The 20,986-nt window shown below is 65.6% G+C and carries 11 protein-coding genes; all 11 read right to left on the bottom strand.

The features are described 5' to 3' along the window. Positions 1–248: 248 nt before the first annotated feature. Positions 249–737 carry a MaoC family dehydratase gene (locus tag ATB98_RS25270; RefSeq protein ID WP_066878727.1) on the bottom strand — a complete coding sequence of 163 codons (489 nt, stop codon included), beginning with the start codon at positions 735–737 and terminating at the stop codon, positions 249–251. A 77-nt stretch (positions 738–814) separates the two neighbouring features. After that, the gene (gene glgX / locus ATB98_RS25265) at positions 815–2,779 is read right to left on the bottom strand and encodes a glycogen debranching protein GlgX (protein ID WP_066878725.1); all 1,965 of its coding nucleotides are present in this window, start codon (positions 2,777–2,779) and stop codon (positions 815–817) included. A 299-nt stretch (positions 2,780–3,078) separates the two neighbouring features. Further along, positions 3,079–4,707 carry an alpha-D-glucose phosphate-specific phosphoglucomutase gene (locus tag ATB98_RS25255; protein ID WP_066878721.1) on the bottom strand — a complete coding sequence of 543 codons (1,629 nt, stop codon included), beginning with the start codon at positions 4,705–4,707 and terminating at the stop codon, positions 3,079–3,081. A 4-nt stretch (positions 4,708–4,711) separates the two neighbouring features. Further along, positions 4,712–6,154, bottom strand: a complete 1,443-nt coding sequence (gene glgA / locus ATB98_RS25250; RefSeq protein WP_066878719.1) for a glycogen synthase GlgA — start codon at positions 6,152–6,154, stop codon at positions 4,712–4,714. A 12-nt stretch (positions 6,155–6,166) separates the two neighbouring features. Next, positions 6,167–7,429 carry a glucose-1-phosphate adenylyltransferase gene (glgC, locus tag ATB98_RS25245; RefSeq protein WP_066878717.1) on the bottom strand — a complete coding sequence of 421 codons (1,263 nt, stop codon included), beginning with the start codon at positions 7,427–7,429 and terminating at the stop codon, positions 6,167–6,169. Positions 7,430–7,663: 234 nt separating this feature from the next. After that, positions 7,664–9,874: a 1,4-alpha-glucan branching protein GlgB gene (glgB, locus tag ATB98_RS25240; RefSeq protein WP_066878715.1), complete on the bottom strand. Its 2,211-nt coding sequence runs from the start codon at positions 9,872–9,874 to the stop codon at positions 7,664–7,666. Further along, positions 9,871–12,336 carry a glycogen/starch/alpha-glucan phosphorylase gene (locus ATB98_RS25235; protein WP_153435682.1) on the bottom strand — a complete coding sequence of 822 codons (2,466 nt, stop codon included), beginning with the start codon at positions 12,334–12,336 and terminating at the stop codon, positions 9,871–9,873. Before ATB98_RS25235 ends, glgB begins: the two co-directional genes overlap by 4 nt. A 337-nt stretch (positions 12,337–12,673) precedes the next feature. Then, on the bottom strand, positions 12,674–13,930 hold the full coding sequence (locus tag ATB98_RS25230) for a vWA domain-containing protein (RefSeq protein WP_066878713.1): 1,257 nt from the start codon (positions 13,928–13,930) through the stop codon (positions 12,674–12,676). A gap of 170 nt (positions 13,931–14,100) precedes the next feature. Continuing rightward, positions 14,101–14,979, bottom strand: a complete 879-nt coding sequence (locus ATB98_RS25225; protein WP_066878711.1) for a transglutaminase family protein — start codon at positions 14,977–14,979, stop codon at positions 14,101–14,103. Between the two features lie 246 nt (positions 14,980–15,225). Further along, entirely contained in the window at positions 15,226–17,634 is a 2,409-nt protein-coding gene (locus tag ATB98_RS25220) for a circularly permuted type 2 ATP-grasp protein (RefSeq protein WP_066878709.1), read from the bottom strand. Then, positions 17,635–20,961 carry a transglutaminase family protein gene (locus ATB98_RS25215; protein WP_066878707.1) on the bottom strand — a complete coding sequence of 1,109 codons (3,327 nt, stop codon included), beginning with the start codon at positions 20,959–20,961 and terminating at the stop codon, positions 17,635–17,637. It abuts the gene before it with no gap. Positions 20,962–20,986: the final 25 nt, after the last annotated feature.

Raw genomic sequence — 20,986 nt, 5'->3', positions numbered from 1 at the left:
TCAGGCATCAGAAGCGGCGGAGTGATCTGCCGCTTCTTCGCTATTTAGAGATTGCCAGCGCCAGGCCTTCGCCCCTCATCCGGCTGCCGCCACCTTCTCACCGCAACGCGGGGAGAAGGGATGTGCCGCGCCGCCGGGGTGAGGGTCAGGGTGAGGGGCAAAATGCCTTTCCGTTCTTCTCTTTTCTCGAACATGACGGCGCAGTTTGCTTCGAGATGCCTTATGGACAGTCGCAGCGGGGTCCGCCGTCACGCATCCGCCGGCCGGTCCTTGGGGTCGAACTGGGTGATCGTCAGCCAGGTCGCCGTCAGTGCGGGCTTTCTTTCGCCCTCGATCTCGACGGTCGCATCATAGGTGATCATCAGCATGCCGGCGCCGCGGAAGCGGGCATCGGCCATGGTGAAGCGGCCGCGCACGCGCGCGCCGCTCTTGACCGGCGCCATGAAGCGCACCTTGTCGAAGCCGTAATTGATGCCCATCGTCTGCTCGCGGATCTTCGGCAGGCAATTGTAGTTCATGGCCGAAAGCAGCGAGAGCGACAGGAAGCCATGCGCTATGGTGCCGCCGAAGGGCGTTTCCGCGGCGGCGCGCACCGGGTCGGTGTGGATGAACTGGAAATCGTCCGTAGCCTCGGCAAAACTGTCGATGGTCTTCTGGGTCACGGTGATCCACTCGGAGACGCCGAGCTCCTTGCCGATCAGATCCTTGACATCGGAAAGTGAAATGTCTTGCGGCATTTGATTATCCTGAAGAAGGCCTCCCGGCCATGATCTATAGGCCGGTCGGCCAAGATCTAGCAAGTGCTGGTAAAACTTTAAAAAACCTCGACGAAAAAGCTGACCGAGCGGGCCGGCGCCAATGCCGGCAGGCCCGTGCCCGACAGAGCGTCGCGCCACTCGCCGTCGAGGCTTGCCGGCAGCCGGAAGGGATGCGGTGCATGGCTGCGATTGACGACGACGGCAAGCCGCATCCGTCGCTTCTCTTCGCTGTCTTCGGTCGGAAGGATCATCACGAGATTGTCGGTCGCGGGGTGTTCCCAGTCGTCGACCGTCATCGGATGGCCGTCGAAACGCAGCCAGGCGACATCGCCGTTGCCGGTGAAGAAGCCGGTTTCGCCAAAGACGCCGAAGCGCCGGCGCATGGCGGCGAGCCGGGCCGTGTGGTCGAAGAGCTGCGGATCGAGCTTGCTCCAATCGAGCCAGGTCACCGCATTGTCCTGCGCATAGGCATTGTTGTTGCCGGCCTGGCTGCGGCCGCCTTCGTCGCCCGCGGTGAGCATGATTGCGCCACGCGAGGCGAAAAGAGTGCCGAGCAGCGCCATGACGTCGTGCCGCCGGGCCACGGCGATTTCCGGATCGTCGATCGGTCCCTCGGCGCCGTTGTTCCACGAATAATTCTCGTCGTGGCCGTCGCGATTGGCTTCGCCGTTCGCCTCGTTGTGCTTGCGCGCGTAGGAGACGAGGTCCATCAGCGTGAAGCCGTCATGGGCGGCGATGAAGTTGACGCTGCGCGTCTTCGTTTCGCCCCAGCGCGAGAAGGTGTCGGACGCGCCGGCAAGCGCGGTTGCGAGCGCGCCGACCGCGTGCCGGTCGCCGCGCCAGTAGCGGCGGATGTCGTCGCGCGCCCGGTCGTTCCATTCGAGGAAGGGGGCGGGGAAATTGCCGAGCTGGTAGCCGCCGGGCCCCGTGTCCCAGGGCTCGGCGATCAGCACGCGGTCGGCAAGCACCGGGTCGGCGGCTATGGCGGCAAAGAGAGCGGCATCGCGGTGGAAGCCGCTCATGTCGCGGCCGAGGATCGAGGCGAGATCGAAGCGGAAGCCGTCGACGCCGGCGGCAAGCACGAAATGGCGCAGGCTGTCGAGGATCAGCCGCTGCACCACCGGATGGTCGCAGGCGATGGTGTTGCCGCAGCCGGTGTCGTTGATGAGCTCGCCGGGCCGGTCGGTCGCGTGGCGATAATAGGCGAGATTGTCGATGCCGCGCATCGAAAGCGTGGCGCCGAGCCGGTCGCTTTCGCCGGAATGGTTGAAGACGAGATCGAGGATGACGCCGATGCCGGCCTTGTGCAGCGCGTCCACGGTCCTGCGCAGTTCGCTGACGCCGCCGGGCACCAGGCGTGGATCGAGCGCCATCGGCGCGATCGGATTGTAGCCCCAGCCGTTGTGGAGCCCGAGGGGCGGCAGGTGCCGCTCGTCGATCCAGGCGACGATGGGCATCAGCTCGACGGCGGAGGCGCCGATGCGTTTCAGGTGATCGAGGACGACCGGCTCGGCGAGCGCCGCCACGGTGCCGCGCTTCCTTTTCGGAACGTCCGGGTGAAGGATGGTGAACGGCTTGACCGCGACCTCGTAGATCAGCCCGCCCGGCTGCCACAGCGGCGGCTTCGGCTTCACAGTCTTCGCTTCCGTCACGATCGCCTTCGGCACCAGGTCGGCGGTCTCTTCGCCGAAGACGGTCAGCCTGGTGCCGTGACGAAAGGGCCGGTCGAGCTCCGTCGCATAGGGGTCGACGAGCAGTTTCGACGGATCGAACCAGAGGCCGTGCTCGGGCGAGTAGACGCCATCGGCGCGCAGGCCGTAGCGGCTGCCGGGCGGCAGATCGGCAAGGGTGATGCTATGGACATCGCCCTCGCGCTGCATCGGCAGGCGGCCGAGTTCCGTGGCGCCCGCCTCATCGAACAGGCAGAGGTCGATGCGGGCGGCATTGTGGGACCAGACGGCAAAGCGCGTTCCGCCGGCCGTGTGCGTCACGCCGAGAGGTGGAATTCCGGTCTGCGGCATGGAGGCGGACCCCTTTGTCGGTGTTGGTCTCGGGTTGAGTTTGATACCTCTCTCCACCCCCTCTGGCCTGCCGGCCATCTCCCCCACAAGGGGGGAGAATATGCGCGGCTTGCTCCTTGCTTCACTCGACAGCTTCTGCAGGCGGAATCCCTGGATCGAGGCGGAGAGCGTGCCACGAGTCGTCTGCCCCCTTGTGGGGGAGATGGCCGGCAGGCCAGAGGGGGTTAGCAAGGTCACGCGCGAAGGACGGTGGATTGGATAAGAGGGCCGTACATCGACGGCCCCTTTGATCTTGGGCTTCAGGTGATGACGCTCGGCTGGTCGCGGCCGGTGCGGGCCTTGATCTCGGCAATCTCGTCGGCGACGGCGATCAGGTCTGCGAGCGCTTCCTGGGTGTCGAGGTCATGGCGGGCCGGGTCGGGCTCGTAGCGCTCGATATAGACGCGCAACGTCGCACCCGACGTGCCGGTGCCGGAAAGCCTATAGACGACGCGCGATCCGCCCTCGAAGAGGATGCGGATGCCCTGGTTCTTGCTGACCGATTTGTCGACCGGATCGTTGTAGGAGAAATCGTCTGCGGTCTCGACCGCCAGGGCGCCGAAGCTCTTGCCGGGCAGGGTCGCGAGCTTGTCGCGCAGCGCGGCGATCAGGCCGTTTGCGGCATCCGTGTCGACCGCCTCGTAGTCGTGGCGTGAATAATAGTTGCGGCCGTAGGTCGCCCAGTGCTTGCGGGCGATCTCGAGCGCGCTTTCCTTCCGCACGGCGAGGATGTTGAGCCAGAGCAGCACGGCCCAGAGCCCGTCCTTCTCGCGCACGTGGTTGGATCCGGTTCCGGCGCTCTCCTCGCCGCAGATCGTCGCCAGGCCCTCGTCGAGCAGGTTGCCGAAGAACTTCCAGCCGGTCGGGGTCTCGTAGAGGCCGATGCCGAGCTTGGCGGCGACGCGGTCGGCCGCACCGCTCGTCGGCATGGAGCGCGCGATCCCCGCGAGGCCGTTGGCGTAGCCCGGCGCCAGGTGCGCATTGGCGGCGAGCATTGCCAGGCTGTCCGACGGCGTGACGAAGATGCCCTTGCCGATGATCAGGTTGCGGTCGCCGTCGCCGTCCGAGGCGGCGCCGAAATCGGGCGCATCGGGCGCCATCATCGTCTCGTAGAGCGCGCGGGCGTGAACGAGGTTCGGGTCCGGATGATGGCCGCCGAAGTCGGGCAACGGGATGAAGTTCATGACCGAGCCCTTCGGTGCGCCGAGCCGCCTCTCGAGGATCTCCTTTGCGTAGGGGCCGGTAACGGCGCTCATCGCGTCGAACACGACACGGAAGCCGCCGGCGATCAGCTTGCGGATCGCATCGAAGTCGAACAGGCTTTCCATCAACTCGGCGTAGTCGGCGACCGGATCGATGACGGTCACCGTCATGTTCTCGACCTGCTGGCTGCCTTCCACGTCGAGATTGACGTCCGGCCCGTCGGAGATATTGTAGCTGTCGATCGCCTTGGTGCGGGCAAAGATCGCGTCCGTCACCTTCTCCGGTGCCGGGCCGCCATTGCCGACATTGTACTTGATGCCGAAATCCTCTGTCGGGCCGCCCGGGTTGTGGCTCGCCGACAGCACGATGCCGCCGAAGGCCTCGTATTTGCGGATGACGTTGGAGGCGGCGGGGGTCGACAGGATGCCGCCGCGGCCGACGAGCACACGGCCAAAGCCGTTCGCCGCCGCCATCTTGATCGCCTTCTGGATGACCTCGCGGTTGTAGTAGCGCCCGTCGCCGCCGATCACCAGCGTCTGACCCTCGAAACCTTCGAGCGAATCGAAGATCGACTGGATGAAGTTCTCGGCATAGTTCTTCTGCTGGAAGACCGGGACTTTCTTGCGCAGGCCCGACGTGCCGGGTTTCTGGTCGCCATAGGGGTTGGTGGAGACGGTTCTTATCATTGTCTTAGCCTTTCGCGAGAAGACCGGAGTAAAGCGAGACATAGCGTTCCGCGCTCTTGGCCCAGGAAACGTCGGATTTCATGCCCTGGTTCTGCATGCGCGCCCACAATTTCGGCTCGCTGTATGCACGCATCACGCGCCGGATCGCAAGCCTGAGCCCGTCGGCGGTCACCGGCAGGAACTGGAAGCCCGTGGCGCACTTCGCCGAAAGCGCCGCCTCGTTGGCGTCGATGATCGTATCGGCGAGCCCGCCGGTGCGGGCGACGACCGGCACGCAACCATAACGCAGGCCGTAGAGCTGAGTGAGGCCGCAGGGCTCGAAGCGCGACGGGATGAGGATCGCGTCGGCGCCCGCCTGCATCAGATGCGACAGCGGCTCGTCATAGCCTGTGACCATGCCGATCCGGCCGCGATGACGCGAGGCGGCCGCCAGCAGCGCGCCCTCGAGTGCGGCGTCGCCGGAGCCGAGCACCACGAGCTTGCCGCCGAGGGCGACGATATCGTCCGTCACCTCAGCGACGAGGTCCATGCCCTTCTGCCAGGTGAGCCGGCTGATGACGCAGAAGATCGGGCCCGGGCTGTGGTCCAGACCGAAGCGATCCTCCAGCGCCTTGCGGTTGGCGGCACGCCGCTTGAGCGTGCTAGCGCCGTAATGCTCGACGATATGCGGGTCCGTCTGAGGGTTCCAGGCTTCGGCGTCGATGCCGTTGGCGATGCCCGTCAGGCTGTCGACGCGGCTTGCGAGAAGGCCGTCGAGGCCCATGCCGAACTCCGGCGTCAGGATCTCCTGCGCGTAGGACGGGCTCACCGTGGTGATTGACGTCGCCGTCTGCAGGCCGCCCTTCAGGAAGCCGACGTCGCCGTAATATTCGAGGAACTGCACGGAGAAGGCCTCCGGCGGCAGCGAGAGCTCGGGAAACACCGAGGCGCCGAACTGTCCCTGGAAGGCGATGTTGTGGATCGTCATCACCGTCGGGATGTCGCGCGCCGAGCCGAAGCGCATGTAGACCGGCGCCAGCGCCGTCTGCCAGTCATGGACATGGACGATGTCCGGCTTCCAGCCGGGAATGACGTTGTCGCCGGCGATTTCCGCCGCCGCCAGCGAGAGTGCGGCGAAACGCCGGAAATTGTCGGGATAGTCGCGTCCGGTCGTATCGAGGTAGGGTCCGCCGTCGCGGTGATAGAGTGCCGGCTGGTCGAGCACGAGCAGATCAAGGCCGTTTATCTCGGCCGAGTGCACCGTCGCCGGGTGTCCGAACAGGTTCTCGAAACGCCCGACCGCCTTCTTCTTCTTCAGCTTGTGCATTACGGCCGGATAGCCCGGGACCAGCGTGCGCGTCTTGACACCATGCGGGAGAAGGGCCGAGGGGAGCGCGCCGACGACATCGGCAAGCCCCCCCGTCTTGACCAGCGGGTAGACTTCAGACGCAACGGACAGGATGTTCATTGGGATCCAGACCTACATTCCCAGCTTGTCGATCATCGTTTGGGTGATCAGGCAAACGCCGTTCTCGGTTCGGCGGAAGCGTTTGGCGTCGAGTTCCGGATCGTCGCCGACGACCAGGCCCTCCGGAATGACGACCCGGCTGTCGATAACGACGTTGCGCAGAATCGAATGCCGGCCGACCGTCACGTCGGGGAGAACTACGGCGTTTTCGAGTCTGGAATAGGAATTCACCCTGACGCCGGTGAAGAGAAGGCTCTTGTTGAGCGTCGCGCCGGAGATGATGCAATCGCCCGAGACGAGCGAGGAGGTGGCCGAGCCGCGGCGGTCCTCGTCGTCGTGGACGAATTTCGCCGGCGGCTTGATCTCGGCAAAGGTCCAGATCGGCCAGGTGCTGTCGTAGATGTCGAGCTCCGGCGTCACGTGGGTCAGGTCGATGTTCGCCTGCCAGTAGGCATCGATCGTCCCGACATCGCGCCAATAGGCCTCGCGCTCGAAGTCGGAGCGGACGCAGGAGTGGGTGAAGCGATGGGCAACCGCTTTGCCGTGCTCGACGATATAGGGAATGATGTCCTTGCCGAAGTCGCGGCTGGACTTCGGATCGGCCGCATCCCGGCGCAGCATGTCCATCAGGAACTTCGTGTGGAAGACGTAGATGCCCATGGAGGCGAGCGCCATCTCCGGGTTGCCCGGGATGCCGGGCGGATCGGCCGGCTTCTCGACGAAGGCGATGATGCGGTCGTCGTTGTCGACATGCATGACGCCGAAGCCGGTCGCCTCCATGCGCGGCACCTCCAGGCAGCCGATCGTCACGTCGGCGCCGGAATCGACGTGCTGCTGCAGCATCACCTCGTAATCCATCTTGTAGATGTGATCGCCGGCGAGGATCACCATGTATTCGACGCCGTGATCCTCGATGATGTCGATGTTCTGGAAGACCGCGTCGGCGGTGCCTTCATACCATTGCGTCTCCGAGACGCGCTGGCTCGCCGGCAGGATGTCGAAGCTCTCGTTGCGCTCCGGGCGGAAGAAGTTCCAGCCGCGCTGCAGATGCCGTATGAGCGAATGCGCCTTGTACTGGGTGGCGACGCCGATGCGGCGGATGCCGGAATTCAGCGCGTTCGAAAGCGCGAAATCGATGATGCGGGCCTTGCCGCCGAAATAGACGGCCGGTTTCGCGCGCCGGTCGGTCAGTTCCTTCAGCCGGCTGCCGCGCCCGCCGGCGAGAACATAGGCCATGGCATCGCGGGCCAGGGGTTGCGTACGTCTTTCCACCATTGGTCCTCCCCAAAGTCGGTTCCGGGGACTGCTTGACGGCATTCTGCGACGCCTCGCGGCCCACCCGATTCTCTTCCCGCCCGCCCCGTCGGAAATCCTGCGGGGCTGGGACACTGTGGCGGATCACGATGACTTTCGGCCGGAGCGGCCGAAAATCATGAGCGTGATCGATTGTGACAGGTCAGAGCGGGATCTCAGGCGGGAAAACCGCGCGAGGCTTTCCGCGATCCGGCTCTAATCCTGCTCCAGCATCAGCGTCGCCAGAGGCGGCAGCGTGATGGTGGCGACTATCCCTCCGTTCGACCTCTTCTCGGCATAGGCGGCTCCGCCGTTGCCCTTGCCACTCCCTCCATAGATTTCCGCATCGGTATTGAGGATTTCCCTCCAGCGTCCCGCAACCGGAAGGGGTATGTCATAATGCTCACGATAGACCGGGGTGAAATTGGTGACGACGGCGACGAGCTTCTCGCCGGGCGCCTTCCTCAGCCAGGCGAAGACGGAATTGTCGCGGTCGTCGGCGATCAGCCACTCGAAGCCGTCGCCCTCGCAGTCGCGCGCATGCAGCGCCGGCTTCGAACGATAGGTGCCGTTGAGATCGCGTATCAGCCGCCGCATGCCCTCATGCGGATGGTATTCGAGCAGGTTCCAGTCGAGCGGGCGCTCCTCCGACCATTCGCGCCATTGGGCGAACTCCTGCCCCATGAAGAGAAGCTTCTTGCCGGGGTAACCCCACATGAAGCCGTAATAGGCCCTGAGATTGGCGAACTTCTGCCAGTCGTCGCCGGCCATCTTGGCGATCAGCGATCCCTTGCCGTGCACCACCTCGTCATGCGACAGCGGCAGCACGAAGTTCTCGCTGAAGGCATAGAGCAGCCCGAACGTCATGTCGTTGTGGTGGAACTTGCGGTGCACCGGCTCGCGCGACAGGTATTGCAGCGTGTCGTGCATGAAGCCCATGTTCCACTTGAAGCCGAAACCCAACCCGCCGGTGTGGACCGGATGCGAGACCTTCGGCCAGGAGGTCGATTCCTCGGCGATCGTCAGCACGCCCTGGTGGATGCCGTAGAGGCGGGTGTTCATCGTCTGCAGGAAGCGCACCGCCTCGAGATTCTCGTTGCCGCCATATTCGTTCGGCACCCATTCGCCGTGCTTGCGCGAATAATCGAGATAGAGCATCGACGCGACCGCATCGACGCGCAGGCCGTCGACATGGAACTTCTCGGCCCAGTAGAGGGCGTTGTTGATGAGATAGGCGGCGACCTCGTCGCGGCCGAAATTGTAGATGGCCGTGTTCCAGTCGGGATGGAACCCCTTGCGCGGATCCGCATGCTCGTAGAGCGCGGTGCCGTCGAACCAGCGAAGCCCATGCTCGTCGGTCGGGAAATGCGCCGGCACCCAGTCGAGGATGACGCCGATGCCGACCTTGTGGCAGCCGTTGACGAAGCGGGCGAAGCCCTCCGGCTCGCCGAAACGCGCGGTCGGCGCGTAGAGGCCGGTCGTCTGGTAGCCCCAGGACGGATCATAGGGGTATTCGGAGATCGGCAGGAACTCGATGTGGGTGAAGCCCATGTCGACGCAATAGGGGATGAGGCGGCTCGCAAGCTCGTCCCAGGTGAGCATCCCGCCGTCGTCGCGGCGCTGCCACGAGGCGGCATGGACCTCGTAGATGGAAATCGGCTGCCGGCGCTGATCGACCTCGGCCCAGTGGCGCCGATGCGCCTCGTCCTCCCAGGCCTGCTCGATCTCGCCCGTCGTCACCGAAGCGGTGTCGGGACGCAGTTCCGAACGGCGGGCGAAGGGATCCGCCTTCAGCGGCTGCAGCACGCCTTCCGAATCGAGAATCTCGTATTTGTAGGGGGCGCCCGGCGGCACGGCGGGAATGAAGATCTCCCAGATCCCGGTGTCGGCACGCAGCCGCATGACGTGGCGGCGACCGTCCCAGTCGTTGAAGCTGCCGACGACGGAGACGCGGCGGGCATTCGGCGCCCAGACGGCGAAATGGAAGCCCTCGGCGCCGTCGTGCCAGATCTGGTGGGCGCCCATCTTGTCGAACAGCCTCAGGTGCGAGCCTTCGCGGATGTAGTAGTCATCCATCGGCCCGAGCACCGGGCCGAAGCTGTAGGGATCGACAACGATCCACTCGCCGCCGGCGTTGCGGGCGCGGTAACGGACCGGCTGCTCCTTGCGCACCGAAACCGGCCCCTCGAAGAAGCCGGCGTCGTCGCGCCGCTCGAGCGCGCCGATTTCGGTGCCGGAAAGGGTCTCCGCCACCACCGTTTCGGCGCCGGGGATGAAGCACCGGGCGACAAAGCCCTTGCCCGCGGCATGCACGCCGAGAACCGAGAACGGATCGTTGTGGGTACCGGAAAGTATTGCCGCAATGGCCGGCGCTGGCAGCAAGCCTGAAGGGGCGGGGCTCGAGTCCTTGCCGCGCGAAACCGTCATCCGGCTCTCCAGATTTCGCCGGCATATTGCCGGATCGTGCGATCGGACGAGAACCAGCCCATGCGGGCTGTGTTGCGGATTGCCTTGGAATACCAGGCGGTGGGCGTCATCCAGAGCTGGTCGATCTCGCGCTGCGCCTTGGCATAGGCCTCGAAATCGGCGGCGACCATGAACCAGTCATGGTTGTAGAGACCCTCGACGAGCCCGGAGAAACGGTTGCGGTCGTCGGGCGAGAAGACGCCGGAGGCGATCGCCGCGAGCGCCTGCGACAGCTCGCGCGAACCCTCGATGATGGCGCGGGGATTGTGTCCCTCGGCGCGTGCCTTCGCCACCTCGTCGGCGGTCATGCCGAAGATCTTGATGTTCTCCTCGCCGACCCAGTCGCGCATTTCGACATTGGCGCCGTCGAGCGTGCCGATGGTCAGCGCGCCGTTCAAGGCGAACTTCATGTTGCCGGTGCCGGACGCCTCCATGCCGGCTGTCGAGATCTGCTCCGACAGGTCGGCCGCCGGCACCATCACCTCCGCCAGCGACACGTTGTAGTTGGGAACGAAGACGATCTTCAGGAGGCCGCGGACGGCCGGGTCGTTGTTGATGACGCGCGAGACGTCGTTGGCGAGCTTGATGATCAGCTTGGCGTTGTGATAGCTCGGCGCCGCCTTGCCGGCGAAGAGCTTGACGCGAGGCACCCAGTCGAGCTCCGGATGCGAGCGGATCTGGTCGTAGAGGGCCACCGCCTCGATGATGTTCAGGAGCTGGCGCTTGTATTCGTGGATGCGCTTGATCTGGATGTCGAACATCGCCGACGGGTCGAGCCTGACGCCCAGCGTCGTCTGCACCAGCTTCGCCAGCCGCACCTTGTTGGCGCGCTTGACGGCGGCGAAGTGTTCCTGGAAATCCGTCTTGTCGGCGAAGGCGTCGAGCGCCTGCAGCGCCTCGGTATTGTCCATGAACGCGTCGCCGATCGCCTCGCGGACAAGGGCGAAAAGGCCCGGGTTGCACTGCATCAGCCAGCGGCGCGGCGTGATCCCGTTGGTCTTGTTGTTGATGCGGTCGGGATAGATGCGGTGCAGGTCGGCAAAGACCGTTTCCTTCATCAGTTCCGTGTGCAGGGCCGAGACGCCGTTGATCGAATGCGAGCCGACGAAGGCGAGATTGCCCATGCGCACGCGCCGCTCGCCGGTCTCGTCGATCAGCGAGATGTTGCGGACTTCCTCGTCCGTCGCCTGTTTCTGCCTGCGCGCCTCGATCAGGATCTTGGCGTTGATGGCGTAGACGATCTGCATATGGCGGGGCAGGAGCCGCTCGAAGAGCGGAACCGGCCAGCTTTCCAGCGCCTCCGGCAGAAGCGTGTGGTTGGTGTAGGCGAAGGTCCGCCGCGTGATGTCCCAGGCCTGTTCGAAGTCGAGCCCGTGGACGTCGGTCAGGAGACGCGCGAGCTCGGCGACGGAGACGGCCGGATGAGTGTCGTTGAGCTGGATCGCCACCGCGTCCGGCAGCGACGTGAAGTCCGGATACTGCTGCAGGTGCCGGCGCAGGATGTCCTGCAGCGAGGCGGAGGAGAAGAAGTATTCCTGGCGCAGCCTCAGTTCCTGGCCGGCCGGCGTCGCGTCGGCCGGATAGAGCACGCGCGTCAGGCTCTCGGCCTTGTTGCTCTCGCGGAGCGCCCCGATATGGTCGCCGGCATTGAAGGCGTCGAGCAGGATCGGGTCGATCGGCTGCGCGGCCCAGAGGCGCAGCGTGTTGACACGGGTCGCCCGCCAGCCGACGGCCGGCGTGTCGAAGGCCGTGGCGATGACGCGCTCGGCCGGCTTCCAGACGTAGCGCTGCACCTCCTCGTCGATATTGACGGTTTCGACGCTGCCGCCGAAGCCGATCTCGTAGGAGCTTTCGCGCCGTTCGAATTCCCAGGGGTTGCCGTGCGCCAGCCAGGTCTCGGGCAGTTCGACCTGCCAGCCGTCGGCCATCTGCTGGCGGAACAGGCCGTGCATGTAGCGGATGCCGTAGCCGTAGGCGGGCACGTCGACGGTCGCCATCGATTCCATGAAACAGGCGGCGAGCCGCCCGAGGCCGCCATTGCCGAGCGCGGCATCGGGCTCGAGCAGGGCGACCTCGTCGATGTCGACGCCGAGCGAGGCGAGCGCGTCGCGCATCTCGTCCATCAGGCCGAGATTCGTCATGGCGTCGCGCATCAGCCGGCCGATCAGGAATTCGAGCGACATGTAATAGACGCGCTTGGCGCCGGTCGCATAGGTCTTGCGCGTCGAATCCATCCACTTGTCGGTGATGCGATCGCGAGCGACCAGAATGGCGGCGGTCAGCCAATCATGCGGCTTCGCCACCTTCGGGTCCTTGCCGATGCGGTACTTCAGGCGCTCGAGAATCTCCACCGCCAGCTGGCCGGGCTCGGACGATCTGGGAGCCGGGTGCGGCAGTTCGGTGGTGGAGAGCCGATTCATCATGAGAACTGTCTTACCTTATGCATTTCATTTCAGGAGGCCGCAGGCCGGAACCGGCCGGGATCAGGGCAATTTATGCATCGATCCGAAGCGCTTGCAACAGGTGTTTTTAAAAGGATTAAAATAGCAACCGCTTGTTGGGGCGGCTTGCCCGCGAGGCAGTTTCAAGAATTGCCCACTGCATGTCTCCTCGAATCGACCTCGATTTGAGGACGCGGAAATACAGCAACGCGAAGTGCTGCAGCGACCTTGCGCGCCTGAATGAGGCGTGCGGCTCTCAGGGGAAAAGTGCCGCCCGGCGATGCCGGACGGCATGGAAAGGCCCGGGATGAGACCCGCGCTATCTCGTCAGGCGGGAGACCATTGCGGAGGCCCGTTCGCCGATCGCCTTGAAGGCGGCAACGAGGTCGGCGGCTTCCTCGGCCTCGAAATAATGCGAGGCGGAAGACGCGCAATATTTCAGGAGGTCCTGGCCCCGGTCCGGCGCCATGAAGGCGACGCTGTAGATCTGGACCTTGTTGGCCTTGGCCGTGTCGCACCATTGCTTGGTCATGGTGTCGTCATAGGCCGCATTGTTCTCGCCATCGGTCATGAAGACGATGTATTTCGTCGGCTCTTGACCGTTCCTGGCGGCATGCGCGGTGTTTTCGGCGCCGTCGGTCACCTTGCCGTAGGCCGTCTTGAAGGCGTTGCCTGACGCGGTGCCACCGGTTGCAACCAACGCATTGACGTAGCTCGCGGTACCGGTGGTGCCCCAGGCGAGCGTTCCCGGCGTGTCCTGGGAAGCATTGTAGGAGATTGCGGCGGTGCGGACATAGATCTGTTCCGGATCCGCGACCAGAAGCTGTGCCAGCAGGTCGTTGACGGCGGTCTTCAGCGCGTCGATCTTGGTGATGTAGCAGGGACTGGTCGACCTCAGGTTGGGGTATCTGCTCCAGTTGGATTCGGTGTAATTGGGGCAGCTCTTCTTCGCCGTGTTGACGGTATTCGTCTTCCACGCCATCGAGCCGGACCGGTCGAGTACGAGATACATCGACAGGGCGTTCTTGCTCTCCGTCGCGCTCTCCGCCGTCGCCTGGGTTTCAAGCTCGATCGAATCCTGGCCGAGCAGCCGCGTCATCGCGTTGAACCGCAGCAGGTGCTTGTTGACGACGGTCACCTGGAACGACTTGCCCTTCGCCCCGTTGGGCGTTTCGGTGATGCTCACCTGCGTCGTGTTGGTCTCGTCCCATTCCGGCGCCTCTGACGTTGCGCCGTCCGATGTCTGGTCGGTGGGCGTTCCATCCTGGCCATCGGCCGGCGTGTCGGCAGCGCTTCCCGAGGCCGCCTGCGTCTTCAGGAATTTTCGCGCGAGGGTCTTGGCCGCCTCGATGTCCGGCTGCGATTCTGACACCAGCGCGGAGGCCGCCGCGAGGGCAGCCGCGTCGGTTGCGTCCTGCAGCTGGTTCTTGGTCATCAGCATGTTGGCCATGTCGATGGAGACACCGCCGACCGCCAGCAGCAGCGGCGCGGTGAGCGCCGTCATCATTGCGAAATTACCGCTCCGGTCCCGCAGCATCGCCGCCAAGGATCGGCCTACGGCCAATCGTCTTCCCATCTCAGCCCCCCAAAGCAAATACAATCAGTGAGCGAGATCTAGCAGTGATACATTACCGACCGGTTCAGGCGGTTGGTTCAATTTTAGTGAATCGTCAGAGGCCCCGTGATTTCTGCCGGGATTGCCACGCGTGCGGCCGTGCGGAAACGGCACGGCTGTGTCGTTTCGGGTCAGCCGACGGGGATGACGTCGACCGCCTGTTCCGTCGTGTGACTGCCGTAGCTCTTTAGCACGCCGATGACCGGGGCCACGTCGCCATAATCGCGGCCGTGCCCGACGACGATGTGGTCGGTGCCGGCCGGAATATTGTTGGTCGGGTCGAGTTCCATCCAGCCGGCCGTCGCACCGCACCAGAAGCGTACCCAGGCATGCATGGCATCGGCGCCTTCCAGCCGCTCCTTGCCCGGCGGCGGCAAGGTTCTGAGGAAGCCGCTGACATAGCCGGCGGGGATGCCGAGGCTGCGCAGCGCCACGATCATCACATGGGCGAAATCCTGGCAGACGCCGCGTTTCAGCTTGAAGGCCTCTGCCGGCGTCGTGCTCACGGTCGTCGCCTCGGTGTCGTAGGTGAAGTCGCCATGGATGCGGTTGCAGATGGCGGTGCCGATCTCCTGCACCGTCATGTCCTCGCGGGCGATTGCGCGCGCATAGGCGGCGATCTCCGGCACCTCCGCAAGCAGCGGGCTCGGACCGACGAAATGGTGCGGGGATTCGGCGTCGATCGACCAGCAGGCGGAAAGCTCCGCCGGCAAGGCGGCAAGCGGCGGCGACAGATCGGCGGTGAGCGCCGGTGCCTCCGCCTGGACACGCGCCTGCATGCGGATCACGAGATGGTCATGGACCGAGCGGAACAGGATGGAGGTGGTGGGATTGGCGAAGAAGTCGACGCTTTCCGCGCGCTCGAAGGGTGTCGGCTGGCAAGTGACCGAGCCGGCGACGAGGCGCTGGCGGCCGGGGATCGAGACGGGCAGGACGCGCACGAGATGCCGCCCGCCGCTGACCGGTACCTCATAGCCGTAGGTGATCTTCAGGCTGATGTCATAGAGCATTGGAGGGAATGCCGTTCGTGGATCGCGGTGCAGGCATGTTTCGTCGGCAGAACCCCTCCCCAACCCCTCCCCACAAGGGGGAGGGGCCAGGCGCCCGCGGCGATCGCCATGCCACCTCCGATGATCGCATCGCGCGCAAAGGTCGAGTTGATCCGAGAGGGGGCGGCCGAGATAGCCCCTCCCCCTTGTGGGGAGGGGTTGGGGAGGGGCAGTCTTCGCGCGCCATGCTCTTTCGCCTCATCCGCTCTATCCCAGATAGGTTTGCCCGAGCAGGTCCGACAGTCTTTCGAGGTCCTGTTCGAGCCGCTTGTAGACGGTTGCATTCAGCGCTTCCGGCGTCATCACGGCGAGGCCGGAATGGAGCCGCATCGTTTCCCGGTAGAAGGGCGACATCTGGCCGTTGACGAAGGCGTTCGGCAGGAGCTCGACCTCCGTCTTGATCTCGTTCAACTGATAGAGGACCGAGCGCGGATTGAGAGGATCGAGGGCCAGGAGGTCGGTGACGGTCAAGGCGGCGGTGTTGACGTTGTAGCGGCGGCGATGGGTCATGACGCTGTCGCCGATCTCGAGCAGCATGTCATAGGCGCCGTCGGGGGCGTCCGGTCCGGACATATGGCCGAGGAGCCTCGTCATGTGCAGGCCGCGTTCGAGATAGCGGCCGATCGACAGGAACCGCCAGCCGGTGAAGCGGTACATGTTTTCGTGGACGAGACCCGCGAAGCCGGCGAGCTTGCGCAGGAGGATCGTCATCGCGTGCGTGGCATCGTCGCCGGCCTGCACGGTCGAATGAAACTTGCGCGCCGTTTTCGACAGGTCGTTGAGGGCGAGCCAGCCGTCCGGCGAGAACCGGTCGCGAATATTGCCGGCGCTGAAAAGGGCGCTGTCGATATTGGCGAGCAGGCTCTCGGGCACCGGCTGGCGCGTGTTGATGTCGAGGGCGGCGAGGTAATCGCTGACGTCCTTGAGCAGCGGCATTTGCGGGTCGGCGGCCTCGGCGAAGCGCCCGTGCCAGGCGCGCAGGATCCTGAGCGCCCCTTCCGCCCGCTCGATATACCGGCCGAGCCAGAAGAGGTTGTCCGCCGAGCGGCTGGGCAGGCTCCCCGGCATGTTGCGGGTGAAGCTCTCCTCCGCCGGCAGGAGCGTCGTGCGCTCGACCGGCCGGTCGCTGACGATCCAGACGTCGGCGGCGGTGCCGCCGGCCTGCATCGCGATCGCCGCCACGTCGTCGCCCGAGCCGATGCGGGCGAAGCCGCCCGGCATGATCTGCCAGCCGTCGCGCGTGCGCGCGGCAAAGACCCGCAGGCTCATCGGCCGGGGCGTCAGCCGGCCGTGCACCCAGGCGGGCGTCGTCGAGAGCGTGACCACCTCCTGGCCCACCAGCTTGCGCCCATCGGTCGCCAGCCAATCGGTGACCGAGGTCTTGGCCGCCGCGCGCAGCGAAGCGCCGAGCACCGACTGGCCGTTGTCGTCGAAGAAGGGGCGCGTCGAATAGGCCGGGCCGATCACCATGTCCCCGACATGGCTCGCGACATGTTCGCGTTCGGATTCCTGCCCGCACCACCAGGTGGCGATCGACGGCAGCTTCTGCTCCTCGCCGAGGACATGGCGACAGATCGCCGGCATGAAGGCGAGAAGCGCGCGCGTCTCCAGAATGCCGGAACCGAGCGCATTGACGATCGAGACCGAGCCGGCCCTCAGTGCCTCGACGATGCCGGGCGTGCCGATATGGGAGGACTGGTTGAGTTCGAGAGGATCGGCGAAGGAGGCGTCGAGCCGGCGCCAGAGCACGCCGATCGGCTTCAGGCCGGCGACGGTGCGCACCATTACCCGGCCGCCGACGACCGTCAGGTCCTCGCCCTCGAGCAGCATGAAGCCGAGATAGCGGGCGATATAGGCGTGCTCGAAATAGGTCTCGTTGGCGATCCCCGGCGAGAGGACCGCGATGCGGTCGTCCGGATGCCGTTTGTGCGCCTGCAGCGTGTCGCGGAAGGCACCGAAGAATCCCGCCAGCCGATGGACATGGGTTTCGGCGTAGAGGTCGGAGAAGGCGCGCGTCGTCGCCACCCGGTTCTCGAGCGCGAAGCCGGCGCCGGAGGGCGCCTCGGTGCGATCGGAAAGCACCCACCAGTTGCCGTCGGGCCCGCGGCCGATCTCGAAGGAGCAGAAGTGCAGGAAGTGCCCGTCCGCCGGCCTGACGCCGACGAGCGGACGCAGGAACTGCGGATTGGAGGCAATCAGGCCCGGCGGCAGCAGCCCCTGCCGCACCAACTTCGCCTCGCCGTAGATATCGGCGACGACCCGCTCCAGAAGCTCGGCCCGCTGGACGAGGCCCTCGGAAACGGCCGCCCATTCCGCCTCGTCGATCAGCACGGGGACGTGCGAGAGCGGCCAGCTCCGTTCGGAACCCTCCTTGCCGTAGGCGCGGTAGAAGACGCCGGCATCGCGGAGATAGCGGTCGGCGCGCGCGAAGCGGTTGGCAAGCTCGGTCTCGTCCATGCGGCCGAGCGTCGCGAGCAGGCGCTGCCAGACCGGCCGGACCTTGCCTTGCGAGTCGAGCATCTCGTCGGCGACGCCCGGCAGCGCGCGATAGCCGAAGACCGGGTCGCCCGCGGGCCGGCTCGCATTTCTTGCCTCTGCCGCCTGCTTCTTTGCCATTTACGCTCCTGCCGGACGCCTCAGGTCGAGCGTCAGGGGAAATTCCGCCGGCGGGGTTTCCGGCTGCAGCCGATATGTGCCCGTCGTATGACCCCAGGGTTCGAAGCGCGCCAGCCGGCGCGCTTCGGCCTCGTTGCCGTTGACCGGGAAGGTCTCATAGTTACGCCCGCCCGGATGCGCAACATGATAGACGCAGCCGCCGATCGCCCGATTCGACCATGTATCATAAATGTCGAATGTGAGGGGAGTGTTCACCGGCAACACCGGATGCAGCCCGGATGCCGGCTGCCAGGCCTTGTAGCGGACGCCGGCGACGGCAAGGCCGCTGGTTCCGGTTCGCGCCAGCGGCACCGGACGACCGTTGCAGGCGACCGTGTAGCGGTCCGGGTTCGCGGTCTCGAGCTTCACCTGCAGGCGTTCGACCGAGGAATCGACATAGCGCACGGTGCCGCCGATCGCGCCCTGTTCGCCCATCACGTGCCAGGGTTCGAGCGCCTGGCGGATTTCGAGCTTCGCCTCCTCGTATTCGACCTCGCCGCAGAAGGGGAAGCGGAATTCGAGCTGGGCCGCGAACCATTCCGGCCGCAGATCGAAGCCGTGGGCGGCAAGGTCGGCGAGAACGTCGAGGAAATCCTGCCAGACGTAATGCGGCAGCATGAAGCGGTCGTGGAGCATGGTGCCCCAGCGCACGAAGCGGCCTTCGGCGGGGCTCTTCCAGAAGCGGGCGATGAGGGCGCGCACCAGCAATTGCTGGGCGAGCGACATCCTCGCATTCGGCGGCATCTCGAAGCCGCGGAACTCGATCAGCCCGAGCCGGCCGGTGGGGCCGTCCGGCGAGAACAGCTTGTCGATGCAGATTTCCGAGCGGTGCGTGTTGCCGGTGACGTCGACGAGCAGGTTGCGGAAGAGCCGGTCGACGAGCCAGGGCAGCGGCGGCACGCGGCCGGAGCCCGGCGCCGGCACCTGGGCGAGCGCGATCTCCAGCTCGTAGAGGGAATCGTGGCGCGCCTCATCGATGCGCGGCGCCTGGCTGGTCGGGCCGATGAAGAGGCCGGAGAAGAGATAGGAGAGCGCCGGATGGCGCTGCCAGTGCAGCACGATGCTCTTCAACAGGTCCGGCCGGCGCAGGAAGGGGCTGTCATTGGGGCTGCGGCCGCCGACCACCACGTGGTTGCCGCCGCCGGTCCCGGTGTGGCGGCCGTCGATCATGAACTTGTCGGCGCCGAGCCGGCTCTGGCGCGCCTCCTCGTAGATCGCCGTGGTGATGTCGACGCATTCGCGCCAGGTCGAAGCCGGGTGGATGTTGACCTCGATAACGCCGGGGTCGGGGGCGCCGCGGATGACGTTGATGCGCTCGTCCTCAGGCGGCGGATAGCCTTCGATGTGGACGGGGAGGCCGAGCTCGGCGGCGGCCCGCTCGGTCGAGGCGATGAGGTCGAGATAGTCCTCGACGGCGGTCGTCGGCGGCATGAAGACGCAGAGCCGGCCGTCCCGCGGCTCGACGGTCAGCGCGGTGCGCACCTCGCCGCCGATCTCGTCGCGGGGAGGGGGGAGCGGCGTCTGCGGTTCCGCTGACGGCTGGAAGCGCGCGTGCTGGGCGCGGCCCTTCGCCTCCGTGAAATCAGGCAGGTCCGCACGCGCAACGGTCGGGTCGACGGGATTGATATAGGGATAGGACGAGGGGGCTATATAGGGCAGCGAGCCGAGCGGCAGGCGATAGCCGACCGGACTGTCGCCCGGCACGAGGAAGATGCGGCCGCGCCGGGTGTTCCATTTCTCGCTCATCCATTTCCGGCCGGAGGCGCGCGAATTCCAGGCCTGCACCGGCAGCACGTGGCCGGTCGGCTCGGTCAGGCCGCGTTCGAAGACGCGGGCGATGCGGCTGCGCTCCTCCGGGTCCTTGAGCTTCGAGTTCGACGGGTCGACATTGTCCGGGAGGTTCGCTTCCTTGACGATCCATTCGGCCGGGTCCTCATAGGCCGGAACGACCATGTCGGCCGCGATGCCGAGTTCGCCGGCGACGGCGACGAGCAGCCGCTCTGCGTCTCGCTCGGTTACGTCCTGCCTGCCGCGCTCCTCGGCGATGAGGTCGGGCCGCTGCCAGATCGGCAGGCCGTCGCGGCGCCAGTAGAGCGAGAAGGTCCAGCGCGGCAGGCTCTCGCCCGGATACCATTTGCCCTGGCCGTAATGCAGGAAGCCGCCGGGCGCGAAGCGCTCGCGCAGCCGCCGAATGAGCGTGTCGGCCTTCTCGCGCTTGGTCGGGCCGACGGCCGCGGTGTTCCATTCGTCCGATTCGAAATCGTCGATCGAGACGAAGGTCGGCTCGCCGCCCATCGTCAGGCGCACGTCGCTTTCCTCAAGCACCCGGTCGACCTCGTCGCCAAGCGCGTTCAGCGCCTCCCAGCTTTCGTCGGAAAAGGGCTTGGTGATGCGCGGATGTTCGGCGACGCGGGCGACCTTCATGTCGAAGGCGAAGTCCGTTCTCGTGTCCGGGTCGCCGAAGAAGCCGCCGGAGATCGGCGCGGCATTGCGGTAATGCGGGGTGGCGGCGAGCGGGATGTGGCTTTCGCCGGTCAGGAGCCCGGAGGTCGGGTCGAGCCCGATCCAGCCGGCGCCCGGAATATAGACCTCCGCCCAGGCGTGCAGGTCGGTGAAATCGTGATCGGTGCCCGAGGGGCCGTCGAGCGCCTTCAGGTCCGGCGTCAGCTGGATGAGGTAGCCTGAGACGAAGCGGGCGGCGAAGCCGAGATTGCGCAGGACCTGCACGAGCAGCCAGCTCGAATCGCGGCACGAGCCGCGGGCGAGACCGAGCGTCTCTTCCGGCGCCTGCACGCCCGGCTCCATGCGGATCACATAGCCGATCTCCTTCTGCAGCCGCGCATTGAGGCCGACGATCATGTCGACGGTACGCTGACGCGAGCGGTCGATCGTCTCCATGAAGGCCGCGAGCCTCGGCTCCATCGGCTCCGGCGTCATGTAGATCTTCAGGTCTTCGCTCAAGTCCTCCGGGTAGCGGAACGGCCAGTGCTCGGCCTCTTCCTCGACGAAGAAGTCGAAGGGATTGTAGACCGTCATGTCGGCGACGAGATCGACCTCGATCTTCAGTTCCGTCACCGGATCGGGAAAGACGTAGCGGGCGAGGTAGTTGCCGTAGGGATCCTGCTGCAGGTTGACGAATTGATTTTCCGGCGAGACCTTCAGCGCGTGGCTGATGACCTTTGTCTTCGAGTGCGCGGCCGGTTTCAACCTGATGATCTGCGGTGAGAGCCTTACCGGCCGGTCATATTTGTAGTGGGTCAGGTGATAGATACTGGCCTTGATCGACATGCAGCGTTGTTCCCCTCGACGACGG

It is taken from the genome of Sinorhizobium saheli (assembly GCF_001651875.1).
GTDB classification, from domain to species: Bacteria; Pseudomonadota; Alphaproteobacteria; order Rhizobiales; family Rhizobiaceae; genus Sinorhizobium; species Sinorhizobium saheli.
The sequence above is the reverse complement of the archived record's forward strand: the minus strand, read 5'-3'. Positions and strand labels throughout refer to the sequence as shown.

Bases quoted from the DNA above. Each gene is read 5' to 3' on its own strand.
- ATB98_RS25225 (WP_066878711.1), bottom strand. From the start codon at position 14,979: ATGCTCTATGACATCAGCCTGAAGATCACCTACGGCTATGAGGTACCG.
- ATB98_RS25235 (WP_153435682.1), bottom strand. From the start codon at position 12,336: ATGATGAATCGGCTCTCCACCACCGAACTGCCGCACCCGGCTCCCAGA.
- glgC (WP_066878717.1), bottom strand. From the start codon at position 7,429: ATGGTGGAAAGACGTACGCAACCCCTGGCCCGCGATGCCATGGCCTAT.
- ATB98_RS25215 (WP_066878707.1), bottom strand. From the start codon at position 20,961: ATGTCGATCAAGGCCAGTATCTATCACCTGACCCACTACAAATATGAC.
- ATB98_RS25220 (WP_066878709.1), bottom strand. From the start codon at position 17,634: ATGGCAAAGAAGCAGGCGGCAGAGGCAAGAAATGCGAGCCGGCCCGCG.
- ATB98_RS25270 (WP_066878727.1), bottom strand. From the start codon at position 737: ATGCCGCAAGACATTTCACTTTCCGATGTCAAGGATCTGATCGGCAAG.
- glgB (WP_066878715.1), bottom strand. From the start codon at position 9,874: ATGACGGTTTCGCGCGGCAAGGACTCGAGCCCCGCCCCTTCAGGCTTG.
- ATB98_RS25255 (WP_066878721.1), bottom strand. From the start codon at position 4,707: ATGATAAGAACCGTCTCCACCAACCCCTATGGCGACCAGAAACCCGGC.
- glgX (WP_066878725.1), bottom strand. From the start codon at position 2,779: ATGCCGCAGACCGGAATTCCACCTCTCGGCGTGACGCACACGGCCGGC.
- glgA (WP_066878719.1), bottom strand. From the start codon at position 6,154: ATGAACATCCTGTCCGTTGCGTCTGAAGTCTACCCGCTGGTCAAGACG.
- ATB98_RS25230 (WP_066878713.1), bottom strand. From the start codon at position 13,930: ATGGGAAGACGATTGGCCGTAGGCCGATCCTTGGCGGCGATGCTGCGG.